The organism is Egicoccus sp. AB-alg6-2, from assembly GCF_041821025.1.
Classification (GTDB): domain Bacteria; phylum Actinomycetota; class Nitriliruptoria; order Nitriliruptorales; family Nitriliruptoraceae; genus Egicoccus.
Genome location: NZ_JBGUAY010000002.1, coordinates 419020 through 442588, shown reverse-complemented (window position 1 = coordinate 442588; position 23569 = coordinate 419020). Strand labels below are relative to the sequence as shown.

The window sequence follows — 23569 nt, the reverse complement described above, 5'->3', positions numbered from 1 at the left end:
CGCTCCTAGACGTTGGGGGCGGTGGTCGCCGGGCGGTCGTCGGCGACCGACGTCGGCGGATCGGTCAGTTCGCTGCGCCAGGTGTGCCGCGCACGCCAACCCAGCAGGCGGTTCGCCTTGTCGGCGCTGAACGCCGGGCGGTCGCCGGTGAGCGACGCGGCGGTCGCCGCGGTTCCCGGGTGGAAGCGCGGTAGCAGCTCGGCGAGCGGGCGGATGGCGAGGGCGTCGGGCGCGGTCGCGTAGAACACCTCGCCGCTGGCAACGGCGCGCCCGCCGGCGACGAGCGCCTCGAACAGCGCCGCGGCGTCTCGCGCGTCGACGTAGTTGAACAGGGCCACCGCGGACAGGGCCGGATCCTCGAGGCGTTCCCGGACGGTGTGGCCCTGCTGGGTCGGGGCCCCCTGCCACTCCTCGGGTGTGATCACGTAGCAGGGCCGAACGGCGCTGAAGTGCGTGCGGTCGCCGGCGGCGCGCGCGAACGCCCGCACGGTCTCCTCGAGCACGACCTTCGACAGTCCGTAGGCGTGCCACGGCGCGGGTGGGTGGTCCTCGTCGAGCGGCAGGTAGCGGGGGGTCCAGCCGTTGGGGTTGCCGTATCCCGCCAGCGTCGGGCTCGAAGCCACCACGACGGCGTCGACGCCCGCGTTCAGGCCGGCCTGGCACACGTTGAACGCCATCGAGGTGTTGACGGCGAAGATGGTCGGCTCGGGGGCACTGAACGGCACCGCGATGGCGGCCAGGTGCACGATCGCGTCGGGACGCACGCGGGCGACGACCGCTGCGGCCTGCGCGGGATCGGTCAGGTCGGCGACGAGGGTGTCGGTCGCGTCCGCGCGCCGGTCGACCGCCACCACGTCGTGACCGCGGTCGCGCAGCCAGGCCACGGTCGGGCGTCCGAGGCGCCCCTCACCGCCGGTGACCAGCACCCGGGTCATACGGGGTCCACGACGAGTTCGACGTAGCGCCGCTTGACGGTGTCGACCACGTCACGCGGGTCGGCCGCCCACAGGGCACGGTCGAAGATCTCGACCTCGATGTCGCCGTCGTAGCCCGCGGCGGCGACGGCCCGGGTGAGCGCGGTGAAGTCGACGTAGCCGTCGCCCATCATCCCGCGGGAGAGCAGCGGGTCGTCGGCCAGCGGGAGCACGAAGTCGCACACCTGGTAGCTGGCGATGCGGCCCGCGGCCCGGGCGACCTGTGCCTCGAGTTCGGGGTCCCACCACACGTGGTAGGCGTCGACCACGACCCCGACGGTCTCGGGGGCGAACCGCTCGGCGAGGTCGAGCGCCTGCCCGAGGGTCGACAGCACGGCACGGTCGGCGCAGAACAGCGGGTGCAGCGGCTCGAGGGCGAGCTGGACCCCGCGTTCGGCGGCGTAGGGGGCGAGGGCGGCGAGTGCCTCCTCGACCTGTCGGCGTGCCCCGGGAAGGTCCCGTGATCCCTCGGGCAGGCCACCGACCACCATGACCAGGCACGGGGCACCCAGCGTGGCGGCCTCGTCGATGGCGCGACGGTTGTCCGCCAGCGCCGTGGCGGCCGCGGCCGGGTCGGTGGCCGTCAGGAACCCGCCGCGACACAGCGACGACACCCGCAGTCCGGCGTCGCGGACCAGGGCGGCGGCACGTTCGACGCCGTAGGCCTGGACCGGTTCACGCCACAGCCCGACGGCGGGGATCCCGGCGTCGACACAGCCGGCGACGAGGTCCTCGAGCCCCCACCCGTCGGTGGTCTTCTGGTTGAGGGCGAGGCGGTCCAGGCGCGGGTCGGTCGCGGCCGGCGTCGGCACCCGCGCCGGCGCACCCGACGGCACGTCGAGGACGGTCGTGGACACGCTCATGTCCGGCCTCCGTCGATCCCGTGGACGGCCAGGAGCGCCCGCATCCGGCCGGCGGCGAGGTCGGGGTCGGGCAGCAGACCGGCACGGTCGGCCAGCCGGAACGTCTCGGCCAGGTGGGTGAGGCTGCGGGCGGCGGTGAGGCCGCCGACCATCGTGAAGGCCGGCTGGTGGCCGGCGAGCCAGGCGAGGAAGACGATGCCGACCTTGTAGTACCTCGTCGGGGCGCCGAACACGTGCCGCGCCAGGGGCACCGTCGGCGCGAGCAGCTCGCGGTAGCGGTCGAGGTCGCCGGCGTCGAGGGCCTGCAACGCGGACGCGGCGACGGGCGCGATGGGATCGAGGATGCCGAGCAGGGCGTCGGAGTAGCCCTGTCCGTCCCCCTCGATGAGCTCGGGGTAGTTGAAGTCGTCGCCGGTGAACATCCGCACGCCGGCGGGGAGCCGCCGGCGCAGGTCGACCTCGTGCGCCCGGTCGAGCAGCGACACCTTGATGCCCTGCACGCGCGACGCGTGTCGCTCGATGAGATCGAGGACGTGCCCGGTCGCCGCGGCGACGTCATCGGTGCCCCAGTAGCCGTCCAGCGCGGGGTCGAACATCGGGCCGAGCCAGTGCAGGATGGCGCCGTCGGGGAGGTCGTCGAGCAGCCGGCCGTAGAGGTCGAGGTAGTCCTCGGGCCCGCGGGCGGCGCGCACGAGCTGGCGGCTCGCCATCAGGATCGGGGTCGCGCCGGTGGCAACGACGACCTCGAGCTGCTGGCGGTAGGCGTCGAGCACCGCTGCCGGGTCGGCGAGGTCGGCGGGGGCGTGGTCCGTCCCGACACCGACGGCGATGCGGGCACCCCGGCCGGTCGCCTCGGCGGCCGAGCGACGGATGAGCTCCGCACAGGTGTCCCAGGTCAGGCCCATGCCGCGCTGCGCGGTGTCCATCGCGTCGGCGACCCCGAGCCCGAGATCCCACAAGTGGTGCCGGAACGCGAGGGTCGCGTCCCAGTCGAGCACGGCCGGCGCCTCGGGCGCCGTGTCGGCGAGCGGGTCGGCGACGACGTGGGCGGCGGCGAAGACCACCCGCGAGGACGGCGGCCCCGCGGGGCGTACCAGTGCGGGCGGGTCCGACAGGGTGAACGGTTCCATCCCGCCGTCGGTGCCCGGCAGGAGCAGCGTGTCCCGCGTCGCGGGGACGGAGGGCGCGGTCATGGCAGCTCCAGGACCGGCACCTCGACCCGGCAGCCCTCGTCGGAGGAACGCAGGCCCAGTTCGGCCAGCTGCACCCCGCGCGCACCGGCCAGGAAGTCGTACGGGAACGGGGCGTCCTCCACGACGTGGCGCAGGAACTGCTCCCACTGCACCTTGAAGCCGTTGTCGAGGTCGTCGTTGTCGGGCACGACCTGCCACTGGTCCCGGAAGGGCTCGGACACGGGCAGGTCGGGGTTCCAGACCGGCTTCGGCGTGGTCGCGCGGTGCTGGATCCGGCACTCGCGCAGCCCGGCGACCGCACTGCCCTCGGTGCCGTCGATCTGGAACTCGACCAGTTCGTCGCGGTAGACCCGCACGCACCACGAGGAGTTGAGCTGCGCGACGATGCCGCCCGCCAGCTCGAAGATGCCGTACGCGGCGTCATCCGCGGTCGCGGCGTAGCGCTCACCCCGCTCGTCGACGCGTTCGGGGACGTGGGTGACCGCCCTGGCGGTGACCGCCTCGACGCGCCCGAACAGCTCGTGCAGCACGTAGGACCAGTGGCAGAACATGTCCACGACGATGCCGCCGCCCTCCTCCTTGCGGTAGTTCCAGCTCGGGCGTTGCGCCGCCTGCCAGTCGCCTTCGAAGACCCAGTACCCGAATTCGCCGCGCACCGACAGGATGCGGCCGAAGAACCCGCCGTCGATGAGGCGCTTGAGCTTGACCAGGCCGGGCAGGAACAGCTTGTCGTGGACGACGCCGTGCTTGATCCCGGCGTCGTCGGCGAGTCGCGCCAGCTCGAGCGCGCCCTCGAGGCTCTCGGCGGTCGGCTTCTCGGTGTAGACGTGCTTGCCGGCGGCGATGGCGGCCTTGATCGCCTTCTCGCGGGCCTGGGTGATCTGCGCGTCGAAGTAGATCGGCAGGTCCGCGTCGGCGAGCACCCCGTCGAGGTCGGTGGTCCACCGCGCGATGTCGTGCCGCTCGGCGATGTCGCGCAGCTTGCTCTCGTTGCGCCCGACGAGCACCGGTTCCGGCACCCACCGGCTGCCGTCGGCCAACTCGATGCCACCCTGGTCGCGGATGGCCAGCAGCGATCGCACGAGGTGCTGCCGGTAGCCCATGCGTCCGGTCACACCGTTGACGATGATGGGCATGGTCGTGGTGGTCATCGCGTCGTTTCCTTGCTCGTTCAGGTCGGGTGGCGGACGGCTCAGCCGCGGGAGGCGGAGGCCGTCGCGACCCCGAGGTCGGCGGGTCGGACGGGGGCGCCGTCCGCCGCGGCGGAGGCGTTGGCGGCGAGGCCGACGAGGACGCTGCGCACCCCGTCGAGGTGGCCGGCGGCCCGCCCGAGGGGGTCGGCGGCCCGGCCGCGGAAGACGTCGTCGAGCAGGCGCTGGTCGCCGCCGCCGTGGCCGCCGCCCTGCTCGTCGACGGGGATGCGTTCGGCGGTCTGCCAGTGGCGCTGCAGCAGCAGGCGGGTCCCGCGGCTGCGGACCGGATCGCCGGCGTCGGCGACCTCGACGGCACTCGGGTCGATCTCGGGCCGCGGGCGGCGGCGGCCGTTGACGACGTCGGCGGCCTGGTCGGTCGCGACGGCCGGCCGCTCGACGACCTCGAGCTCGAGCCGGCCCTCCGTGCCGTTGATGCCGACGCGGTAGCCCTCCCACGGCGCGTGCGCGTTGAGGGCGTAGCTGAGCAGGGCCCCGCGGGCGTACCGGATGGTGGCGGCGTGATTGTCCTCGATGGTGACGCCGGGCGCGAAGACGTCGACGTCGCGGCGGTAGCCGTCCTCGTGCTCGGCGTCGAGGTAGAGCGCCCGCAGGCGTTCGTCGGCGGCGAGGTCGATCGCGAACGGATCGCCGGGGGCGGCGTCACGGCCGACGTGCGGTCGTTGCGGCAGGCCCCGTTCGCGGGCGGCCGCGTCGCCGTAGAAGCGGAGCGACGCCTGCGCCGAGACCGCCTCGGCGACGTCGTCGAGCCACCAGTTGACGAGGTCGAAGTGGTGAGTGGCCTTGTGCACGAACAGGCCGCCGGACTGCGACTTGTCCCGGTGCCAGCGGCGGAAGTAGTCCGCCCCGTGGACGGTGTCGAGCAGCCACTCGAAGCTCACCGACGTCGGGGTGCCGATGGCACCGTCGAGCAGCAGTTCCTTCACCCGGCTGTTGCGGGGTGCATAGCGGTAGTTGAACGTGACGGTCAGCGTGCCGGGGCCACGTTCGGCGGCGGTGACGATGTCGGCACAGGCGGCCGCCGTGGTGGTCAGCGGCTTCTCCACCACGACATGGCAGCCGGCCGCGAGGGCCGGAACCACGTAGAGGTGGTGGGTGCGGTCGACGCTGCAGACGACCACACCGTCCGGACGCGACTCGACGAGCGCGCGTTCGAAGTCCTCGGCCGCGTAGCAGACGACCTCGTCGTCGAACGCGGCCGCGTGATGGCGCATCCGGGTGCGGTTGACGTCGCACAGGGCGACCACCTCACCCACGTCGGCATGGGTCGTGCGCAACGCCTCGAGGTAGAGCTCGGCACGGTGTCCCGTGCCGACCACGAGGTAGCGCCGTCGCGGGGACGGGCCGGGCGTTGGCATCGTGGAGCTCCTGGCGGGCGGTGGACGAGGAGGGATGGTGGGTGGAGGAGGTTGACGGCGGAGGCCGCGGGGCGGTCACGCGGCCTCCGCCGTGGTTTGTCAGCCGATGGCGGCGTTGGCCTCGGACAGGAACCGTTCCGCGGCTTCCTCCGGCGTGAGCCGGCCGAACAGCACCTCTTCGTTGATGCGCTGCACGATCGAGACGATCTCACCGGCGCCGACCGGCGGTACCGGCGGCGGGCTGGCCAGCTCGTCCTCGATCTCGGCGAGGAAGTCGGCGGCCTGCTGCTCGGCGGGCGAGAGGTCGGGCAGGACGAAGTCACGGATGCGCGTGTTGGCGGGCAGACCGCGGTCGGTCATGATGATCTCGGCCGCCTGCTCGTCGTTGAGGAGGAAGTCGACGAACAGCGCCGCCTCCTCGGGGTGGGGGGTGTCGGCGGCGACGGCGTAGAACATCGCCGGCTTGAAGAACATGCCGGGCTGCTCGTGCTCGCTCTCACCGGGGTAGCGCAGCAGCTGCAGTTCACGGCCGGAGGTCTCCGACAGCGCGCCGAGCTCGTTGGTCCAGAAGAACGCCATCGCGCCGCGGTTGGTGGCCAACAGCGACTGGTCGACGCCGCCCGCCTGGACCTCGGTCGTGATGGAGGCGTCCGGCGTCCCACCGGTCTCCAGCAGGTCGAGTCCGACCTGCCACCAGTCGGCGGCGGTCTGCTGGCTGAAGCCGAGCTGCCCGTCCTCGGTGTACATGTCCTCGCCGCGCTGACGGGCGAAGATCTGCAGGTCGGTCTCGTTGAAGCCCTTGTCCTGGGCGCCGTAGCCCTCGGTGTTCTCGCTCAGGTCCGCGGCGAGCTGCACGAAGTCGTCCCAGGTCCAGCTGGTGTCGTCGGGCAGTTCGAGCCCGGCCTCCTCGAAGGCCTGCGGGTCGACCATGAGGGTGTAGGCGTTGATGCCGGTCGGCACGCCGTAGACGGCGCCGTCGACCGCACCCGACTCGGCGACGAGCGGATCGAGTTCGGACAGGTCGAGCGTGTCCGAGACCGTGGTCAGGTCGAGCAGCGCGCCACGGTCGGCGTACTCACGCAGGTAGCGCGACTCGTGCTGCATGATGTCGGGCGCGTCACCACCGGCCACGGTGGTGGCGAGGCGGTCCCAGTAGTCGCCCCAGCCGGTGTACTCGCCCTCGATCTTGATGTTGGGGTGTTCCGCCTCGAAGCGGTCGATCACCTCCTGCGTGTCCTCGTGGCGGGCGTCGGAGCCCCACCACGAGAAGCGCAGGGTGACCTGCTCGTCGCTGGTCGTCTCCCCGGCGCCGTTGCCGGCGGCGGCGGTGTCCTCCGGGGCCGGAGTCGCGCCGCTGTCACCTCCCCCGCATGCGGTGGCTGCCAGCGCGAGCGCGCCGACGAGCGCCATCGCCCGCGCGGGCGCGCGTCGTCCGTGCCGTTCTCCCGATGCGTGCACGTTCCTGCTCCCTTGTGTTGGTCCGCCCACGCGTCTGCGCGAGCGGGTCGGTCGGCGCGCCGCGGACGGCGCGGGCCTGGTCTGGACCGTTGCCGGCCCGGACATCGGTGGTCGTCACTTGATCCCGGTGGTCGCGATCCCCTGGACGAGGTAGCGCTGCCCGGCCAGGAAGAACCCGAAGATCGGGCCCAGGGCGACGATGGACATGGCGAAGAGCGGCCCCCACGGCGTCGCGCTGGTGGCGTCGACGAAGGTCCGCAGCGCCACCGGGACGGTGTAGAGGTCGGGGCTGGTCAGAAAGATCAGCTGGCTGAAGAAGTCGTTCCAGGTCCAGATGAAGGTGAAGATCGCCGTCGTCGCCAGGGCGGGCACCGACAGCGGCAGGATCACCCGCGTGAAGATCCCGAAGTGGCCGCACCCGTCGATGCGGGCCGCGTCGTCGAGCTCGCCCGGGAGTGCCCGGATGAACTGGACCATCAGGAAGATGAAGAACGCGTCGGTGGCCAGGAACTTCGGCACGATCAGCGGATAGAAGGTGTTGATCCAGTCCAGCTGCGAGAACAGGATGTACTGGGGCACGATGATGACGTGGATGGGCAGCATGATCGTGCCGAGCATCACCGCGAACCAGATCTTCTTGCCCGGGAACTCCAGCCGGGCGAACGCGTAGGCCGCGAGCGAGCAGGCCACCAGGTTGCCGATGACCGCACCCATCACCACGATGGCCGAGTTCATCAGGTAGCGGCTGAACGGGTGCCGCAGCGCGTCCCAGCCGTCGGGGTAGTTCTGCGCCCGCACCGTCGTCGGCAGCAGGCCAGGCTGCGTGAAGATCTCGGCCGTCGGCTTGAACGAACTCGCCAGCAGCCACAGCAGCGGGTAGAGCAGCACGATCCCGAACAGGATCAGCCCGAGGTGGATCGGCCACTTGCGCTTGCGCCGTGCCCGGGCGGCGCTGCCGCGGGGCAGGGTCAGCTCACTCGTCGCCATAGAACACCCAGTACTTGGAGGCCAGGAAGTTGATGGCGGTCAGCGCCGCCACGATCATCAGCAGCACCCACGCGAGCGCCGACGCGTAACCCATGTCGAACGCGCCGAACCCCCGCTGGTAGAGGTAGAGCGTGTAGAACAACGTCGAGTCCGCGGGTCCGCCGGTACCGCCGCTGACGATGAACGCCTGGGTGAAGCTCTGGAACGCGTTGATGAGCTGCAGGACGAGGTTGAAGAAGATGATCGGCGTCAGCAGGGGCAGGGTGATCCGGCGGAACTGCTGCCAGGTGCTGGCGCCGTCGACCTGGGCCGCCTCGTAGTACATCCCCGGGATCTGGCGCAGCCCGGCAAGGAAGATCACCATGGGCGAGCCGAACGTCCACACGTTGAGCACGATCAGGCTGCTGAGTGCCCAGTCGGGGTGCGACACCCAACCCGGTCCCTGGATGCCGACCAGGGCGAGCACCGCGTTGACGAGTCCCTCGGCCCCGAACACGCGGCGCCACAGGATGGCGATCGCGACGCTGCTGCCGAGCAGTGACGGCAGGTAGTAGATCGAGCGGTAGATCGGCAGCCCGCGGACACCGCGGTTGAGCACGATGGCCAGCAGCAGCGCGAAGGCGAGCTGGAGCGGGACGGAGACGAAGACGTAGGTGAACGTCACGCGCAGCGAGGTGAAGAACCGAGGGTCGCCGAGCATGCGGCGGTAGTTGTCCAGCCCGGTCCACTCGGGTGCCGTCAGCAGGCTGTAGTCGGTGAACGACAGGTACAGCGAGCCGAGGATCGGGCCCACCGTGATGAACGCCAGCCCGAGGAACCAGGGCAGCAGGAACAGCCAGGCGGCCCGACGGTCCTCGGCGACGCGGCCCCGGCGACGACGGGGCGTGCCCGCGGACGTCGCCGGCTCGGGCGTCGTGGCAGGACCGGTCGCCGATCGCTCCGCCGCGTCGGTCGCACTCACGACGACGACTCGGTCAGCGGGGCGCGGGGGCTGGTGCCCATGGACGGTGGCCCTCCCAGGTCGTTGCATCTCCGAGGCCCGCACTCCCGGCGGGCACTTCTGGTAAGCGTTTTCCCGACGCCTGTTGGATGTCTAACAGCAGCCGCCGCGGTCTGTCAAGCGGTGATAATGCGGCGCTAAAAGTGAAAACAGCGCGGACTGAGCTTGACACGCGGCTGCGGGCCGGACAGGCTAGGAAAGCGATTTCCGCAACGCGCCACTGCGGGAACGCACGCCACCATCCACTCGGACGACAGGGGCGCGCCCGCCATGTCAGCTGTTGCTTCCCCGGCACGCGTCGTGCTCGCCGGCGTCCACGGGCACGGGCACTGGCACCTGCGCAACCTGGCTCGTCTCGAGACGCAGGGCCGGGTCCGCCTGGTCGGCGTCTGCGACCCGCAGCCGCTGGAGGGGGCACTGGCCGAGCAGCTGCAGGGCGTTCCCCACGACGACACGCTGGCCGAGGCGCTCGAGCGGCGCGCCCCCGACGTCGTCGTGCTCTGCACCCCCATCCATACCCACGTGGACCTGGCGACGGCCGCCATGACCGCCGGTGCCCACGTCCTGCTCGAGAAGCCGCCTGCGCCCACCCGCGCGGGGCATCTCGCACTGCGGGACGCGGCGGAGGCCGCGGGTGTCGCGTGCCAGATCGGGTTCCAGAGCTTCGGCTCGAACGCCGTCGAGGCAGCCCGCCAGCTGGTCGCCGGCGGAGCCATCGGCGAACTGCGCGGGATCGGGGTCGCCGGTGCCTGGGTGCGTGGCGCCGCCTACTACCAGCGCGCCCCCTGGGCCGGTCGACGGGTGCTGGACGGCCGCGACGTGGTCGACGGTGCGCTCACGAACCCGTTCGCGCACGCCACGGCGACCGCCCTGCGGATCGACGGCAGCGACGGCGCCGACGGCGGCTTCGCCAGCCTCGACCTGGCACTGTTCCACGCCAACGACATCGAGGCCGACGACACCTCGTCGCTGACCGCCGTGACCACGCGCGGTACCCCGCTCGCGGTCGCGGTCACGCTCTGCTCCCCGGCGCACCACGAGCCCTACGTGCTCGTCCACGGCAACCACGGCAGCGTGCAGGTGTTCTACAAGACCCACCGACTGCGCACCGTCGTCGACGGCATCGAACGCGAGAGCCAGCACGACGAGGTCGACCTGCTCGACAACCTGCTCGACCACCTCGCCGACGACGCGGTGGAGTTGCTGGCGCCCGTTGAGCGAACGCTCGGGTTTGCCGAGGTGATCGACGGGGTCCGGCTGGCCGACCCCCCGCGGGCGATCCCGGCCCCGTACGTGCAATGGGTCGAGGACGAGGCCGGTCCCCGGGTCGTGGTCACCGGCATCGACGCGGCCGTCGAACGCTGTGCCCGCGAGCTGACCTCGTTCGCCGACCTCGGCCTGCCGTGGGCCGACCTCCCTGCCACCGCCGCCAGGAAGAGCTTGCTGTGACCGAGCGCAACGACGACGTCCTCGCCACCCTGCGGGGCAGCGGCCGCGCAGCGGCCGTCCTGCGAGGTGCCAGCGACACGCCACCCGGGTGGTCGCCGCGGCCGTACCTGCATCCGGTGACCACACCCGCCGGCGTCGTCGTAACCGACACCCATCCCGAGGACCACGGCTGGCACCTGGGGGCGTCGGTCACGCTCCAGGACGTCGGTGGCGTCAACTTCTGGGGCGGCCGCACCTACGTGCGCGACCAGGGCTACACCTGGCGCGAGGACCATGGTCGCGTCGAGGTCGGCTCCCTCGATGCCGACGAGCACGGCCTCGACGCCACGCTGCGCTGGCGCGGCCCCGACGGGCACGACCGCCTGCACGAACGTCGCCACCTGCAGGTCGGCGCCGTCACCGACGACGCCTGGACGCTGCAGGTCGAGTTCACGCTCGAGAACGTCACGCCCGATCCGTTGCCGCTCGGTTCGCCGGCGACCAACGGGCGGACCGGAGCCGGGTACGGCGGCTGGTTCTGGCGCCTACCATCCGGTCCGGAGCCGGTACGGGTGTTCACGGCGGCCGCGGAGGGCGAGGCCGACGTGCACGGCACCCGTGCCGACTGGATCGCGGTCCAGGGGACGGACGTGCAGGGGCGAGGCTTCACCGTGGCATGGCAGGCACTCGACGACGCGACGCGCGACGACCCGTGGTTCGTCCGCGTCGCCGGGTACCCGGGCATCTGCTCGGCGTTGGCGTTCGTCGATCCCCTGACGCTGCCGGTCGGCGGCCGGGTGACGCGACGATTCGAGGTCACGGTGGCGGACGGGTGGCGCCGCCCCGACGGGGCAGACGACGGGGGGAACGGATGAGCAGCAACATCGGCGGGTCGGTCACACTGGCGGACGTGGCGAGGCACGCCGGCGTGTCGTTGGCGACGGCCTCGCGGGTCCTCAACGGCGCGGGGGGCCGCACGGTCGGTGCAACCTTCCGGGAACGCGTGCTGCGCTCGGCCGAGCTGTTGGGTTACTCCCCCAATGCGCAGGCGCAGGCGGTGGCGCGTGGCGCAAGCAGCCTGGTGGGGCTGGTGGTCCACGACATCTCCGACCCCTACTTCGCCGCCATCGCCGCCGGCGTGACCGAGGCCGCGGAGGAACGCGACACCACGGTCGTGCTCGCCAGCACGCGTCAGCAGCACGAGCGGGAGCTGGACTACCTCGCCACGCTGCGCCAGCACCGGGCCCGCGCCGTGGTGCTGGTCGGCAGCCGCTGGGAGGACCGCGCCTACCACCAGTTGGTCACGCGCGAGCTCGACGCCTACCGGCGCACCGGCGGGCGTGTGGCCGCCGTCAGCCAGGACCGGCTCGGCGTCGACACGGTCCAGCCGCTCAACAACGCGGGCGCGCGCGACCTCGCCCGCGCGCTCGTCGACCTCGGCCACCGCTCGTTCGCGGTCCTCGGCGGCCCCGAGGGACTGCTGACGGCCCGGGACCGCGTCCGCGGCTTCCGCGAGGGGCTGCGGGACCGATCCGTGTCCGGTGACGTGCCGGTCGTCACCGGGGCGTTCACGCGTGACGGCGGCTACGACGCCACGCTGCAGCTGCTGGCCGGGGGCCAGCGGCCCGGGTGCCTGTTCGCCGTGAACGACGTCATGGCGGTCGGTGCCATGGCGGCACTGCGTGAGTCGGGACTGTCCGTTCCCGACGACGTGGCGGTGGCGGGCTTCGACGACATCGAGACGCTGCGCGACGTCACGCCCTCGCTCACGACCGTCGCGCTGCCACTGCGCGACATGGGTCGTCAGGCCGCCGAGATGGCCCTCACGCCCGGCCGCGACACGCCGAAGCTGATCCGCGTCCGCGGCGAGGTCATCCTGCGCGACAGCACCAAGGTGGCCGGGTGAGCCTCACGGCCGTGCGGCGGTGAGGTGCCAGGCCGTCGCCAGGATGGCACCCAGCTGGCTGGCGACGAGATCGCGGATCGGGATCGGCCGCTCGGCGGTCGCCGCCTCGGCGAGTTCGCACCAGTCGGCGTGGCGGGGCGCCAGGCTGGCGACGGCGGCGCGGATGGCCGGCGCGTGGTTGCCGATGGCCAGTTCCCCCTCGAGCGCCCGGAGCAGCATGCCGGCGTACCGGACGCGGCAGCTGTGCACGACGTCGCGCAGTGAGCGTTGTTCGGCGGCGGTCGCCGATCGCTCGCTGGCTGCCTCGGCGGCCCGCTGCTCGGCATCGGCCGGGATGCCCGGCAGGAAGGCCGCGAAGAAGCGCGTGGCGCGGATGAACGGCGACTCCACGCTCAGGTCGTCCTCGACGGTCTCCAACGTGTTGGACAGGACGCCGATCAACTCGCGCATGTCGGCCGCCTGCCGGCGCAATGCTGCGGCGTAGCTGGTGCCGAGCGGCTGATCACCCACGGCGCTGCGGTCGTCCGCCCAGTACGGCAACTCGCACACCAGCGTGTACGTGCCATGGCGGTCGGCGTACGAGGTCGAGGTGGCACCGCTCGGATCGGCGGCCGGGTCCAGGCCCAGACGTTCGGCGTGGTCATAGGTGTCCTCGCGGCGCAGGACCGGATAGATCCCGTCCGCGTAGGGAACCGACCAGGAGGCCTCGGGTTCCCCGGTCTCCAGCGGGATCCCAAGGTGTTGCGGAATGGCCTGCAGCTGCGCGAAGAGCTCCGGTTCGTCCCAGGAGACGTAGTAGTACGCGCCGCCGAGTTCGCTGTTGTGCAGCGAGCACATCAGCAGTGGGCGGGTGTCGTCGATCAGCCGCATCAGGGCGAGCGTCTCCGGCATGACCCGGTCGACGAACGCGTCCTTGTAGGCGAACGGGAAGTTCCACTCGACCTGCTCCGGACCGGCCGGTCGGTAGAAGTTCCGCCCGTAGTGCGTCCGGGTGAAGGGACCGGCGAACCACCCCTCGTTGAGTCGCGTGCCGTCCGGATCGATACAGGCGACGATGTGCCAGACGAGTCCCGTCGACCGCCGGAGACGGGCGTCCTCACACAAGCGCTGCGCAAGTTGCAGGGCGGTCAACGCCCCGATCGGTTCGTTGGGGTGCGGCATCGCGAACACCAAGGCCGCCGGCGTTGAGACCTCCGCGTCCGCCGCGCCGATCGTCAGGCACCACAGCTTCTCGCCCAATCGCGAGGTGCCCACCCTCGCGATGCTGGCGACGTCGGGGTGTCGGTCGGTCAGATCGCGCATCCGTGCGTGCAGTTCGTCGACCGTCGCGAACGCGGTGTGGTCGGCGACGAGCTCGAACTCGGCGAGGAGCTCCGCACGTAGCGACGCCATGGACGACGGGGCGGGCGGTGACGACACGGGTTCTCCTGGCCGAGCGCGGCGGCCGCCCCTCGCGGAGGGCGGCCGCCGGTCCGTTGGTCCTACGACAGCGGTTGCGCGGCGGAGAACAACTCCGCGTGCATGCGCAGGTTCTCGGCGTAGGCCCCGAAGTGCAAGGGGGTCGCAGGACCACGCCACGGTCCGAGCTGCTCGGCCTCGACCGCCGGGAGCCCTCCGAAGGTCGGCACCGCCAGCAGTTCGTCGATCGGGCTGGCGAAGGGACGGTCGTCGTAGATGATCACGTCGGCGTGGTACTTGTCCGCCTGCTCGTAGCTGAGCGCTTCCCAGAAGGCGTCGTCGGTGTCGGGCTCGAGCACGTCCACGCCCAGTTCCTGGTAGTAGCTCAGGTCGGCGTAGTCGGACGGCTGGGCCACGTAGATCTGCTCGCCGAACACCGAGATCGCCATGACGGTCAACGACTCCTCGGCCGCCGCCGCCTCCAGTTCCTCGCTGGCCTCGTCGAACTCGGCGCGATCGGTGGTGAACTCCTCGCTCTCGAGGTCGGCACCGAGCGCCTCCGCCAGGTCCGCCATGCGCTCGAGCGCCGTCCGGGCGTCGGTGGCGGCGTTGATCCCCACGATCGGCGCGACGTCTTCGAACTGCGCCTGCTGCTCGAGGTCGTTGAAGCCCCGCACGACGGCCTGCGAGAGGTCCGAGGCCGGGTCGGCGAAGATCGTCGAGACGATCAGATCGACGTCGGCGGCGATCATCTTCTCGATCTCGACCTCGCCGTAGGTGGCGCCGAAGGACTCGACCGAGGTGATGTCGTAGCCCTCGAAGAGCGGGTCACTCTCGATCGGCGAGGCTCCGAACATGCCCACCGGGGTGATGCCGTAGCGGATCAAGGCACCGCCGGCTTCGGCATAGGCGGCGATGCTGGTAGGCGCCTCGTCGAGCGTGACGGTCACACCGCGGTCGTCGGTGAACGACCAACCGTCGGTCCCGGCCGCGTCCTCCTGGGCATCGTCGTCCTCAGCGGCGTCCTCTGGCTCCTCGACGTCCTCCTCGGCGTCGGAGCCGACGTCCTGGCCTTCGTCGGCCGCCGAATCGGCGTCCGGAGGACTCGACGAACACGCCGACAGCAGCAACGCGAGCGCGAGGGCGGGTACCACACGGCCTGCGGATCTACGGGACCACTTCATGTGCGTTCGGCCTTCCACGTGCAGGGACCTGTCGCGGCTGCGACGGGTGGCTGGAGGGGTGCCGCCGTCGGCGACGCCCCGGTTGTCAGAGCTGGCCGCTCGCCTGCGCGGCCGGCGAGTCCAGGACGGCGTGGCGGCCGACCGGAACCACCATGGGTGACCCGCTGACCGGATCCGGGATGATTCGGCAGCGCAACCCGAAGACCGTCTCCACGAGGTCTCCGGTGAGCACGTCCGAAGGCAGCCCCTCGGCCAGGACCTTGCCTCCGCTCATGGCCACGAGGTGGTCGGCGTACCGCGAGGCCTGGTTGAGCTCGTGGAGCACCATCACGATCGTGGTCCCGTCGCGCCGGTTGAGATCCACCAGGACGTCGAGAACCTCGATCTGGTGCGCGATGTCGAGATAGGTGGTCGGCTCGTCCAGCAGCAGGATGCCGGTTCCCTGCGCCAGGGCCATCGCGATCCAGACCCGTTGCCGCTGGCCGCCGGAGAGCTCCTCGACGAGACGGTCGGCGAGATCGACGGTGTTGGTCGCCGCCATCGCCGCGGCGATCGCCGCGTCGTCCTCGTCACTGCGCTGGCGGAACCAACGCTGGTGCGGGTAGCGGCCGCGGGCGACCAGGTCCGCCACCGTGATGCCGCCGGGGGCCAAGGGCGACTGGGGCAGAATGCCGAGCTTGGCCGCCACGTCGCGTGTCGGCACCTTCTGGATGCTCTCCCCGTCCAACAGCACCGTGCCCGACTGGGGCTTGAGCAGACGCGCCAGCGAACGCAGGAGGGTCGACTTCCCGCAGGCGTTCGCGCCCACGATGGCCGTGATCTTCCCGTGCGGGATGGACAGCGACAGGTCGTCGGCGACGACATGCCCCTCGTAGCCGAGCCGCAGGTGGTCGGCGACGAGCCGGGATGCTTCAGACATCGCTTCTCCTCATCACCCGGTCTGACCGAGCTGATTCGCCCGCGCGAGCAGGTAGAGCAGATAGGGCGCACCGATGATCCCGGTGATGACCCCGACCGGGAGCTCCGCGCGCGCGAGGGCGTGGTGACCCACGAGGTCCGCGGCCTGGACCAGCAACACACCGACCAGGGCGCAGGGGATCAGCGCCACGCCACCGTGCGTGAGGCGGCGTGCGATCGGTGGAGCGACGAAGGCCACGAACACGACCGGTCCGGCCACCGAGACGGCCACGCCGGCCAGGGCGACGGCGATCAGGACCAGCAGCAACTTCGCCGGCTCGAGCTTGACGCCGAGTCCACGCGCGGTTTCGTCGCCGAGTTCGATCGCGCCGAGCGCCGCCGCAAGACGTCGGAGGGCGAGCAGCAGGAGCACCAGCACCGGGACGGCAGGACCGACACGCAGCCAGCTGATCGAGTTCAGGCTGCCGGTGAGCCAGGTCGTCGCCGAGACCGCCGTGGTCGTGGCCGCCGTCGTGATCAGATATTCGGTCAGCGCCTGGCAGACGGCGCCGATGCCGACACCAACGAGTACCAGGCGGTAGATCGAGAGGCCGTTGCGCCACGCGAGTCCGTAGATGGCAAGCACCGCGACCAGAGCGCCCAGGACCGCCCAGATCGCGACCCGGGTGCCGGGAGCCGACAGCCACACGATGGCGAAAACGGCTGCCGTGCTCGCACCGGCAGTGACGCCCAGGATGTCGGGGCTTGCGAGCGGATTCCGGGTCAGGCTCTGAAAGATCGCGCCGGAGAGCCCGAGGCCGGCGCCGACCACGATGGCGGCGACGGCCCGCGGCAGGCGGATGTTGCGCACCACGTTGACGACCCCGCCCTCACCTGACCCGAACAGGGCCGCCCAGACATCGGCATTCGAAGCAACGACGTCGCCGAGCGCCAGCCCGGTCCAAAAGGCCAGGACGACCGCGATGGCAAGCGCCATGGTCACCGCCAGCAGCCGCCGCCGGGTCGCTGCGCGCGCAGCGACGATGCGTGCGACCGGATCCGTTCCGGAGGTCGGACTGCGCGGTAGGGAGGTCGCGCTCACAGCGTCGCCAGTCGTCGACGGCGGGCGAGGAGGATGAAGAACGGGGCGCCCAGGAGGGCAGCGACGACGCCGACCTGCAGCTCGCCCGGCCGTGCCATCACGCGACCGAGGATGTCGGCCGTCAGGACCAGCATCGGGGCCAGTACGGCGCAGTAGGGCAGCACCCAGCGGTAGTCGGGCCCGGTGATGGCACGCGCGATGTGCGGCACGGTCAGGCCGACGAAGACGATCGGACCCGCGATGGCGGTCGCGGCCCCCGCGAGTACGACGAGCGTGGCCACCGCGAACGCCCGGGCCACGCCGACGCGCATGCCGAGTGACTTCGCCACGTCGTCCCCCAGCGCGAGGGCGTTGAGGAGCCGCCCGGACAGCAGCGCGGCCAGCGTCCCGACCAGGACGAACGGCGCCGCCTGGGTCGTGACCTCCAGGCCGCGTCCCTGCAACGAACCGACCACCCAGAACCGCAGGGCGTCGAAGGCGGTCACGTCGAGCAGGGTCACCGCCCGCGTCGTCGACATCAGCAGATAGGTGACCGCGACGCCCGCCAGGACGAGCTTGACGGGGGACGCTCCGTCGCGACCGAGCGAGCCGAGGGTGAAGACCACGACGGCCGCGATCGCGGCGCCTGCGAAACCGAACCAGATGTAGCCGAGCAGCGTCTGTGTTCCGAAGAAGGCGATGCCGAAGACGACGGCGGTCGCGGCGCCTGCGTTGATCCCGAGGATGCCCGGGTCGGCGAGGGGGTTGCGGGCGACGCCCTGCATGATCGCACCGGACAGACCGAGGGCGGTGCCGACGAGCATGCCGTTCAGGGTCCGGGACAACCGCAACCCGCGCACGATCTGGTGGTCATTGCTGGACGCGTCGAAGGCGGTGATCGACTCCAGCACCAGTGAGATGCCCAGCGGCTTGGAACCGATGGCCAGCGACGCGAGCGCGACCACGAGCAACACCACCAGCGCGAGGACCAGGCCCAGAAGCCGCAGCGACGCGGGTCCGACCAAGCCACGCTTGAGCTGCGCAACGCCGTCGGTGCGACCGGCCGCATCGGATTTCGTGGGCGGTTGTTCGGCCGTGGTCGGTGCCGCCACATCCGCCTCCGATCCGGTTCGTTCGTCGCCGTGCATTCCCTGGTCCACCCGGTGATTCCAGCTTGCGGGCCAGTGAACCGCAGGGGTATGGGGAGCGTTCCAAGGTTGCCAGGGTCGTGTTGTCGCACCCGCTAAACGCCGTGTCGACGCGGACCACCGAGCTTCACGCGAGCCGCCGGAGCCGCTCCCCCGGAAGGGTCACCAGGCCGGTGATGTAGGCCGCGGCGATCACGGCAGCGAGGGCCTCGGTGCCGAGCAGCGCGAGCAGGACGGTCAGTTGCACCTGGGCCGCCTCCATCGGCGAGGCGCCGCCGAGCAGCATGCCGACGAACGCACCCGGCAACGACACCAGGCCGACGTTCTTGGTCTGGTCGAGCGCCGGCACGAGCGAGGTCACGACCGAGCGTCGCGCCCACGGGCGGACGGCCTCGGCGACCGAGACCCCCAGCGCCAGACGAGCCTCGATGTCGCCACGCTTGTCCGCGAGGTCGTCGGCGAGCCGGATACCGACCAGCGACACGCAGCTCATGGCGCCGCCGATGATGATGCCGGCGGTCGGGATCACGTACCGCGGGGTCAGCGGGAAGGCACCGACGGCGAACAGCACCGTGAGGGTGACGCCCGCGGCAGCACCGATCGACGCCAGACTGACCGCCAACGCTCGTGGCACCGACGACATGCGTCGCGACGCGGTCCACGCCGCGATCCCGAGCATTCCGAGCACGAACACGCTCGCGGCGCCGAGGTGTTCGAAGATCGCCTGGATGACCAGTGCCACGGCCAGGAGCTGCAACAGGGCCCGAACGGCGGCGACGGCGAGTTCGCGGCTGATGCCGAGTCGCCACCGCGCGGAGATGGCGATGGCAACCGCGACCAGAACCAGGCCCACCGCGACCGCGATCATCCCACGTCCTCCGTCCAGCCGGCGCTGACCTCGTCGGGTGGCCCGCGACGCACCACCTGACCGGCGACCAGCAGGACACTGGTGTCGGCGACGCGAAGGGTCTGCTCGAGATCGTGCGACACCAGCACACAGGTCACCCCGAGGTCGTCGACCAGCTCGCGAACCAGCCGCTCGACGCGGGCGGTGGCGTCGCGGTCGAGTGACGCCGTCGGCTCGTCCAGGAGCAGGACCTGTGGCCGCAGCACGAGCGCCCGCGCGATCGTGACTCGCTGCGCCTCGCCGCCCGAGAGACCGGTGATCGGTCGATTCAGCATGGATGCGCCGAGATGCGCCGCATCGAGGCAACGCAACAAGGTCGACTCGGCGGCCGATGGATCGGCGAAGGCGAGGTTGTCTCGGATCGTGCCGGGGAACAGCACCGGGTTCTGGAACACCATGCCGACGCGTCGTCGCAACATCCTCGGATCGAGCGAGCGGATGTCGTCGCCGTCGAGCAGTACCTGCCCGGCATGCGGTTCCTCGAGGCGGTTGAGGCAGCGCAGCAGGGTCGACTTGCCGGCGCCGCTGGGGCCGACGAGGGCCGTCAGTGTCCGCGCGGGACAGTCGAGGTCGACGCCCCGAAGGATCGGGACGTCGGCCTGCCCCCACTCGATGCCGCGGGCCGCCAGTGCCGGCACTGCCGGAGTGTTCATCTACAGGGTCCGATGGGTCCATCGTCCGCCGAGCAGCGTGGCCGCCACCCCCGGATCGCGAAGCCCGTCGGGCTCGACCTGCAGGGGATCGGTGTCGACGAGCACGAGGTCGGCCGTGTCACCGACGGCGACAGTGTCGCGGCCACCGGACGCGGCCCGCAAGGCCGAGCGCACGTCGATGCACTGCTCGGGGTGCCAGGGGGGACGCGCGTCGTCGGTGCGCAACACGGCGGCGGCGATGCCGTCCCAGGGGTCCAGCGGAGCGACGGGCGCGTCGGATCCGATCTCGAGCGTCGCACCTGCGCGCAGCAGGTCGGCGTACGGGAACGCCCGGGACGTGCGCCCGGACCAGTGATGGTCAGCGACGTCGCGGTCGTCCGGCGCATGGGCCGGCTGGACACCGACGACCAGACCGGGCCGCGCGAAGCGGGTCAGATCGTCGGAGGCCACCAGCTGGGCATGCTCGATCCGGCCGGGCAGTCCCGTCTGTTCGAACGCGTCCAGGGCGATGGCGGTGGCCCGGTCGCCGATGGCGTGCACCGCGGTGGTCAGCCCGTGTTCCGCGGCCTGCCGCAGGAGCATGACCAGCTCGTCGGGGGAGGTTTCGAGCCGCCCACGTCCCCCATCCCCCGGGTAGGGGTCGTGGCACAACGCCGTCCGGCTGTTGAGCGAGCCGTCCACGAACAGCTTCAGTGGCCCCATCGTGAGACAACCGTCGCTGCCGGGAACGACGTCGCCGGTGCGCCATCCTCGGGCGATGGCTGCGGGCAGGTGGGCGCGGTAGACGGTGCAGGCGACCCGCACGGACAGCGGCTCGCGTGCGGCGCGCCGTTGCCAGTCCGGAAGGCAGTCCCCGATCTCGAAGTCGAGGATGCCCGTGACGCCACGCGTGGCGGCCGCCGCCATGGCCTCGAGAACCCAGTCGTCGACCTGTTCGACACTCGCCTCGGGCAGCGCCGCGACGACCCGGTAGCACTCGTCCTCGTACAGCACGCCGCTCTCGTGGTTGCCGTGTCCGACCAGCCGGAGCGCCGCCGAACTCAGCCACGCCGTGTGCAGATCGGCGCTCTGCAGCACCACGGCGCGCCCGGGTGCCACGGCGTCGAGGAGCGACTTGTGGGGCCGGTCGTTCCACAGCCCGTCACGGAAGCCGCTGCCGACCAGCAGCTCAGCCGGCGACGACGGGGCGCGGCGCGCGGCATCCGCCACGATGTCCGCGACGGCACGTGCCGAGGTCGCGGTCGACAAGTCCAGGCGCTGCCGCGTGGCGGCCCACTGGGTGGCGTGCACGTGGGCGTCCTGGAGGCCGGGCAGGACGGTGCGGCCCTCCGCGTCCACCCGCTCGGTGGCGCCCTCCACGACAGCGGCAGGTCCGACATGGGCCACGACACCGTCGCGGACCACGACCTGGATCGGCTCGGCCGTCCCGGGCAACTTCACGCGGTCGATGACCAGCACGGTCGGGGTCACCACGGCCGGAGCGGCGGCGTGCAGGCTCATGCGCCCGGGCCCACCCGGTGTGCCCGGCGCATGACGTCGGCCAACACGGGATTGGCGTGATGCGGATCCTCGTCCAGCGCCGCGATGACGCGGTCGACGATGGCCGGTTCCTTGTCCTGGCTCAGCTTCGCCTTGCCGACGACGCGGTGCGGTGTCATCCGGAAGCCGACGGTGTGGACGGCGATGCGACGGGCGTACTCCGTGACCCGGTCCAGCCGCCACGGCTCCGCGCGCTGGGATTCGAAGTGTTCGACGGTCGCGTCCAGCACGTCATAGGTCGCTTCGGCATCCAGCAACTCCGGTCGCCCGTGCAGGTGCAGCACCACGAAGTTCCACGTCGGCACGTACGGGGCCGCCTCGTAGAACGACGGCGACACGTAGCCGTTCGGGCCCTGGAACACCAGCGCGACGTCATGTTGACCGAGCTCGTGCAGCGCTGCGTCGTCCCTGGCCACGTGACTGACCACGGACAGATCGTCCCGGCCCTCCTCGAGCAGGACCGGCAGGTGCGAGACGACGGGTCCGCTCGAGCCGGCACCGGTGACGAGCATCGCCCAGGCGTTGCCTCGGACGATCTCGCGCAGCTGCGCGAGATCGCGGACTTCGTACAGGGGTTGTTCCAGCATGCGACGACCGTACGCACCAGCCGGAGCGCCGGCGTTGGCGGGCCCACGCAAAGGTGCGTGGCCGGCTTGTCCCCGGCAACAGTTCGTGGCATCGCCGGAGCCTGACATCCGCTCGGTAGGCTCGACCGGAACGCGTGAATGGTGGTGAACCGGTGGAAGCGCCCAGCATCGAAGGGGTTTCTCCTGCGCCGCCGAGCCCCTCGCTCGCCGACCTGCTCGGCACCCTGGGCCCGCATGTGCTCCACCACCTGGCCACGCCGGAGGTCGCGCTCGGAACCACGGTCAGCGATCCCGTGCTGCACGACCGCGAGGAGGCGCTCGCACCCACCCCTGGCGGCATCCTGCTCGCCATCGGCAGCAGGGCGTCCACGCCCGAGGCCGTCCAGGTGGTGCAGGCCGCGGCGGCCGCGGGCTACGCCGGCGTCGTCATCAAGGCCCATGGAACGCCGGCCACGAGTGGACTGGCCGAGGCCGCTTCCGCCGCCGGCGTCGCCCTGTTGCTGGCACCCGACGAGCTGCCCTGGCGTCACCTCGACGCGCTCATCACGGCCGCGACCGGTGCCTCGTCGCCGGCGAGCGACACCTATGCATCGGTCGGCATCGGCGACCTGTTCGCCCTCGCCAACGTGATCGCGTCGAGCGTCGGCGGCGCGGTCACGATCGAGGACCCGCGCGGGCAGGTGCTGGCGTACTCCAACCTCCCCCACCACGAGATCGACGAGATCCGCAAGCTCGCCATCCTCGGGCTGCGGACGCCGGAACGGCCGGGCAACCAAGACGAGTACCGCAAGATCGCCCTCGCGACCGGCCCGGTGCGGTTCACGGAACTGGGGCCCGGGCACACCGATCGCCTCGCCATCGCCGTGCGCGCCGGCCATCAGCAGCTCGGTGTCGTCTTCGTCATCGACGGAACGCCGCCGCTGCCGGTCGATGCGGCCCAGAAGCTCGAGGAGGCCGCGACGGTCACGGCGCTGCACCTGCTTCGGGCTCGCCGCAACCGCGACCCCGACCGTCGCAACCGCGGCGAGGCGCTCCGTGCCCTGCTCGACGCCTCGTTGCCGACCGATGTGTCCGCCGCCCAACTCAACATCGGCTTGGACACGCCGATCGCCGTGCTCGCGATCGCCCAGACGGGCGCCAGCGCCAGTCGCGGCGTTGCCAGTGCACGCATCGTCGACCTCGTGACCATGCACTGCGAGGCGTGGCATCCCGACGCCGTCTGCGCGGTGGCGCACGGGGTGATCTACGCGCTCGTGCCGGCTCCTTCGGACGGTGCCCTGGATCGTCTGGTCCGCTTCGGACGCGAGGTCGCCACGACGGTGGACCGCTCCGCTCAACTCGGCATCCACGTCGCCGTCGGACCCATCGGCACGCTGGACACCGTCAGTGCGGCCCGGCAGACCACCGACCGGATCCTTCGGGCGATGGCTCAGGTGGACCATCAGGTCGTCGCAACCGTCGACGACGTGCAGGTGCCCCTGGCATTGCTGGAGCTGGCCGAACGCGGTGCCGCAGGTGACGAGTCGTTGTTGTCGCCCCTGCGTCGCATGCTCGCCCACGATGAGCGCCACAACAGCGACTACGCCGTGACCCTGCTCGGGTACCTCGACCACTTCGGTGAGGTCGCCCCCGCCGCCGCCCGGCTCAACATCCACGAGAACACGCTGCGCTATCGCCTCCGACGCCTCAACGAGCTGTTCGGGCTCGATCTGGACGGTCACGACGCGCGACTGGTGGTGTGGTTGCAACTGCGGCTGCTGGCCCAGCAGAGCCGGCTTCCCGGCCTCTGACGGCGTG

The 23569-nt window shown here is 71.4% G+C and carries 21 protein-coding genes; 4 read left to right on the top strand and 17 right to left on the bottom strand.

Annotation, left to right across the window (positions count from 1 at the left end):
- Positions 1-5: 5 nt before the first annotated feature.
- The 8 genes from ACERMF_RS04630 to ACERMF_RS04595 all read right to left on the bottom strand — a co-directional run bounded on the left by ACERMF_RS04630 (position 6) and on the right by ACERMF_RS04595 (position 9005).
- Positions 6-935, bottom strand: coding sequence for an NAD-dependent epimerase/dehydratase family protein (locus ACERMF_RS04630; protein WP_373667851.1), 930 nt, complete (start codon positions 933-935; stop codon positions 6-8).
- A complete protein-coding gene (locus ACERMF_RS04625) occupies positions 932-1837 on the bottom strand; it encodes a sugar phosphate isomerase/epimerase family protein (RefSeq protein ID WP_373667850.1) in 906 nt (301 codons plus the stop codon). Before ACERMF_RS04625 ends, ACERMF_RS04630 begins: the two co-directional genes overlap by 4 nt.
- Positions 1834-3030, bottom strand: a complete 1197-nt coding sequence (locus tag ACERMF_RS04620; protein WP_373667849.1) for a dihydrodipicolinate synthase family protein — start codon at positions 3028-3030, stop codon at positions 1834-1836. Before ACERMF_RS04620 ends, ACERMF_RS04625 begins: the two co-directional genes overlap by 4 nt.
- Positions 3027-4181, bottom strand: coding sequence for a Gfo/Idh/MocA family protein (locus ACERMF_RS04615; protein ID WP_373667848.1), 1155 nt, complete (start codon positions 4179-4181; stop codon positions 3027-3029). Before ACERMF_RS04615 ends, ACERMF_RS04620 begins: the two co-directional genes overlap by 4 nt.
- 41 nt (positions 4182-4222) lie before the next feature.
- The gene (locus ACERMF_RS04610) at positions 4223-5599 is read right to left on the bottom strand and encodes a Gfo/Idh/MocA family protein (protein WP_373667847.1); all 1377 of its coding nucleotides are present in this window, start codon (positions 5597-5599) and stop codon (positions 4223-4225) included.
- A 99-nt stretch (positions 5600-5698) separates the two neighbouring features.
- Complete coding sequence (locus ACERMF_RS04605) at positions 5699-7009, bottom strand: ABC transporter substrate-binding protein (protein WP_373667911.1); 1311 nt, start codon at positions 7007-7009, stop codon at positions 5699-5701.
- A 162-nt stretch (positions 7010-7171) separates the two neighbouring features.
- Positions 7172-8044 (bottom strand): carbohydrate ABC transporter permease, encoded by an 873-nt coding sequence (locus tag ACERMF_RS04600; RefSeq protein WP_373667846.1) that lies wholly within the window; start codon positions 8042-8044, stop codon positions 7172-7174.
- Positions 8031-9005 carry a carbohydrate ABC transporter permease gene (locus ACERMF_RS04595; protein WP_373667845.1) on the bottom strand — a complete coding sequence of 325 codons (975 nt, stop codon included), beginning with the start codon at positions 9003-9005 and terminating at the stop codon, positions 8031-8033. Before ACERMF_RS04595 ends, ACERMF_RS04600 begins: the two co-directional genes overlap by 14 nt.
- A gap of 309 nt (positions 9006-9314) precedes the next feature.
- Here ACERMF_RS04595 and ACERMF_RS04590 point away from each other — a divergent pair, with 309 nt between their 5' ends.
- The 3 genes from ACERMF_RS04590 to ACERMF_RS04580 are packed head-to-tail and all read left to right on the top strand — an operon-like array spanning position 9315 to position 12378.
- Positions 9315-10493, top strand: a complete 1179-nt coding sequence (locus ACERMF_RS04590) for a Gfo/Idh/MocA family protein (protein ID WP_373667844.1) — start codon at positions 9315-9317, stop codon at positions 10491-10493.
- Positions 10490-11347, top strand: coding sequence for a PmoA family protein (locus tag ACERMF_RS04585; RefSeq protein ID WP_373667843.1), 858 nt, complete (start codon positions 10490-10492; stop codon positions 11345-11347). Before ACERMF_RS04590 ends, ACERMF_RS04585 begins: the two co-directional genes overlap by 4 nt.
- Positions 11344-12378, top strand: coding sequence for a LacI family DNA-binding transcriptional regulator (locus tag ACERMF_RS04580; RefSeq protein ID WP_373667842.1), 1035 nt, complete (start codon positions 11344-11346; stop codon positions 12376-12378). Before ACERMF_RS04585 ends, ACERMF_RS04580 begins: the two co-directional genes overlap by 4 nt.
- Positions 12379-12381: 3 nt before the next feature.
- Here ACERMF_RS04580 and ACERMF_RS04575 read toward each other — a convergent pair whose 3' ends face one another.
- From ACERMF_RS04575 to ACERMF_RS04535, 9 genes are all read right to left on the bottom strand, one after another.
- Entirely contained in the window at positions 12382-13797 is a 1416-nt protein-coding gene (locus ACERMF_RS04575) for a M14 family zinc carboxypeptidase (RefSeq protein WP_373667841.1), read from the bottom strand.
- 62 nt (positions 13798-13859) lie between these two features.
- Positions 13860-14960, bottom strand: coding sequence for an ABC transporter substrate-binding protein (locus tag ACERMF_RS04570; protein ID WP_373667840.1), 1101 nt, complete (start codon positions 14958-14960; stop codon positions 13860-13862).
- Between the two features lie 85 nt (positions 14961-15045).
- Positions 15046-15879, bottom strand: a complete 834-nt coding sequence (locus ACERMF_RS04565; protein WP_373667839.1) for an ABC transporter ATP-binding protein — start codon at positions 15877-15879, stop codon at positions 15046-15048.
- 12 nt (positions 15880-15891) lie between these two features.
- Positions 15892-16959 (bottom strand): FecCD family ABC transporter permease, encoded by a 1068-nt coding sequence (locus ACERMF_RS04560; RefSeq protein ID WP_373667838.1) that lies wholly within the window; start codon positions 16957-16959, stop codon positions 15892-15894.
- Complete coding sequence (locus tag ACERMF_RS04555) at positions 16956-18050, bottom strand: FecCD family ABC transporter permease (protein WP_373667837.1); 1095 nt, start codon at positions 18048-18050, stop codon at positions 16956-16958. Before ACERMF_RS04555 ends, ACERMF_RS04560 begins: the two co-directional genes overlap by 4 nt.
- 163 nt (positions 18051-18213) lie before the next feature.
- Positions 18214-18954: an ABC transporter permease gene (locus tag ACERMF_RS04550; protein WP_373667836.1), complete on the bottom strand. Its 741-nt coding sequence runs from the start codon at positions 18952-18954 to the stop codon at positions 18214-18216.
- Complete coding sequence (locus ACERMF_RS04545) at positions 18951-19646, bottom strand: phosphate ABC transporter ATP-binding protein (protein ID WP_373667835.1); 696 nt, start codon at positions 19644-19646, stop codon at positions 18951-18953. Before ACERMF_RS04545 ends, ACERMF_RS04550 begins: the two co-directional genes overlap by 4 nt.
- The gene (locus tag ACERMF_RS04540) at positions 19647-21146 is read right to left on the bottom strand and encodes an amidohydrolase (RefSeq protein WP_373667834.1); all 1500 of its coding nucleotides are present in this window, start codon (positions 21144-21146) and stop codon (positions 19647-19649) included. It lies immediately after the preceding gene.
- Positions 21143-21772, bottom strand: coding sequence for an FMN-binding negative transcriptional regulator (locus tag ACERMF_RS04535; RefSeq protein WP_373667833.1), 630 nt, complete (start codon positions 21770-21772; stop codon positions 21143-21145). Before ACERMF_RS04535 ends, ACERMF_RS04540 begins: the two co-directional genes overlap by 4 nt.
- A gap of 152 nt (positions 21773-21924) precedes the next feature.
- Here ACERMF_RS04535 and ACERMF_RS04530 point away from each other — a divergent pair, with 152 nt between their 5' ends.
- Positions 21925-23562: a PucR family transcriptional regulator gene (locus ACERMF_RS04530; RefSeq protein ID WP_373667832.1), complete on the top strand. Its 1638-nt coding sequence runs from the start codon at positions 21925-21927 to the stop codon at positions 23560-23562.
- Positions 23563-23569 lie beyond the last annotated feature (7 nt).

Coding starts and splice junctions, on each gene's coding strand:
- ACERMF_RS04630 (WP_373667851.1), bottom strand. CDS start 935: ATGACCCGGGTGCTGGTCACCGGCGGTGAGGGGCGCCTCGGACGCCCG.
- ACERMF_RS04625 (WP_373667850.1), bottom strand. CDS start 1,837: ATGAGCGTGTCCACGACCGTCCTCGACGTGCCGTCGGGTGCGCCGGCG.
- ACERMF_RS04620 (WP_373667849.1), bottom strand. CDS start 3,030: ATGACCGCGCCCTCCGTCCCCGCGACGCGGGACACGCTGCTCCTGCCG.
- ACERMF_RS04615 (WP_373667848.1), bottom strand. CDS start 4,181: ATGACCACCACGACCATGCCCATCATCGTCAACGGTGTGACCGGACGC.
- ACERMF_RS04610 (WP_373667847.1), bottom strand. CDS start 5,599: ATGCCAACGCCCGGCCCGTCCCCGCGACGGCGCTACCTCGTGGTCGGC.
- ACERMF_RS04605 (WP_373667911.1), bottom strand. CDS start 7,009: ATGGCGCTCGTCGGCGCGCTCGCGCTGGCAGCCACCGCATGCGGGGGA.
- ACERMF_RS04600 (WP_373667846.1), bottom strand. CDS start 8,044: ATGGCGACGAGTGAGCTGACCCTGCCCCGCGGCAGCGCCGCCCGGGCA.
- ACERMF_RS04590 (WP_373667844.1), top strand. CDS start 9,315: ATGTCAGCTGTTGCTTCCCCGGCACGCGTCGTGCTCGCCGGCGTCCAC.
- ACERMF_RS04580 (WP_373667842.1), top strand. CDS start 11,344: ATGAGCAGCAACATCGGCGGGTCGGTCACACTGGCGGACGTGGCGAGG.
- ACERMF_RS04570 (WP_373667840.1), bottom strand. CDS start 14,960: ATGAAGTGGTCCCGTAGATCCGCAGGCCGTGTGGTACCCGCCCTCGCG.
- ACERMF_RS04565 (WP_373667839.1), bottom strand. CDS start 15,879: ATGTCTGAAGCATCCCGGCTCGTCGCCGACCACCTGCGGCTCGGCTAC.
- ACERMF_RS04550 (WP_373667836.1), bottom strand. CDS start 18,954: ATGATCGCGGTCGCGGTGGGCCTGGTTCTGGTCGCGGTTGCCATCGCC.
- ACERMF_RS04545 (WP_373667835.1), bottom strand. CDS start 19,646: ATGAACACTCCGGCAGTGCCGGCACTGGCGGCCCGCGGCATCGAGTGG.
- ACERMF_RS04540 (WP_373667834.1), bottom strand. CDS start 21,146: ATGAGCCTGCACGCCGCCGCTCCGGCCGTGGTGACCCCGACCGTGCTG.
- ACERMF_RS04535 (WP_373667833.1), bottom strand. CDS start 21,772: ATGCTGGAACAACCCCTGTACGAAGTCCGCGATCTCGCGCAGCTGCGC.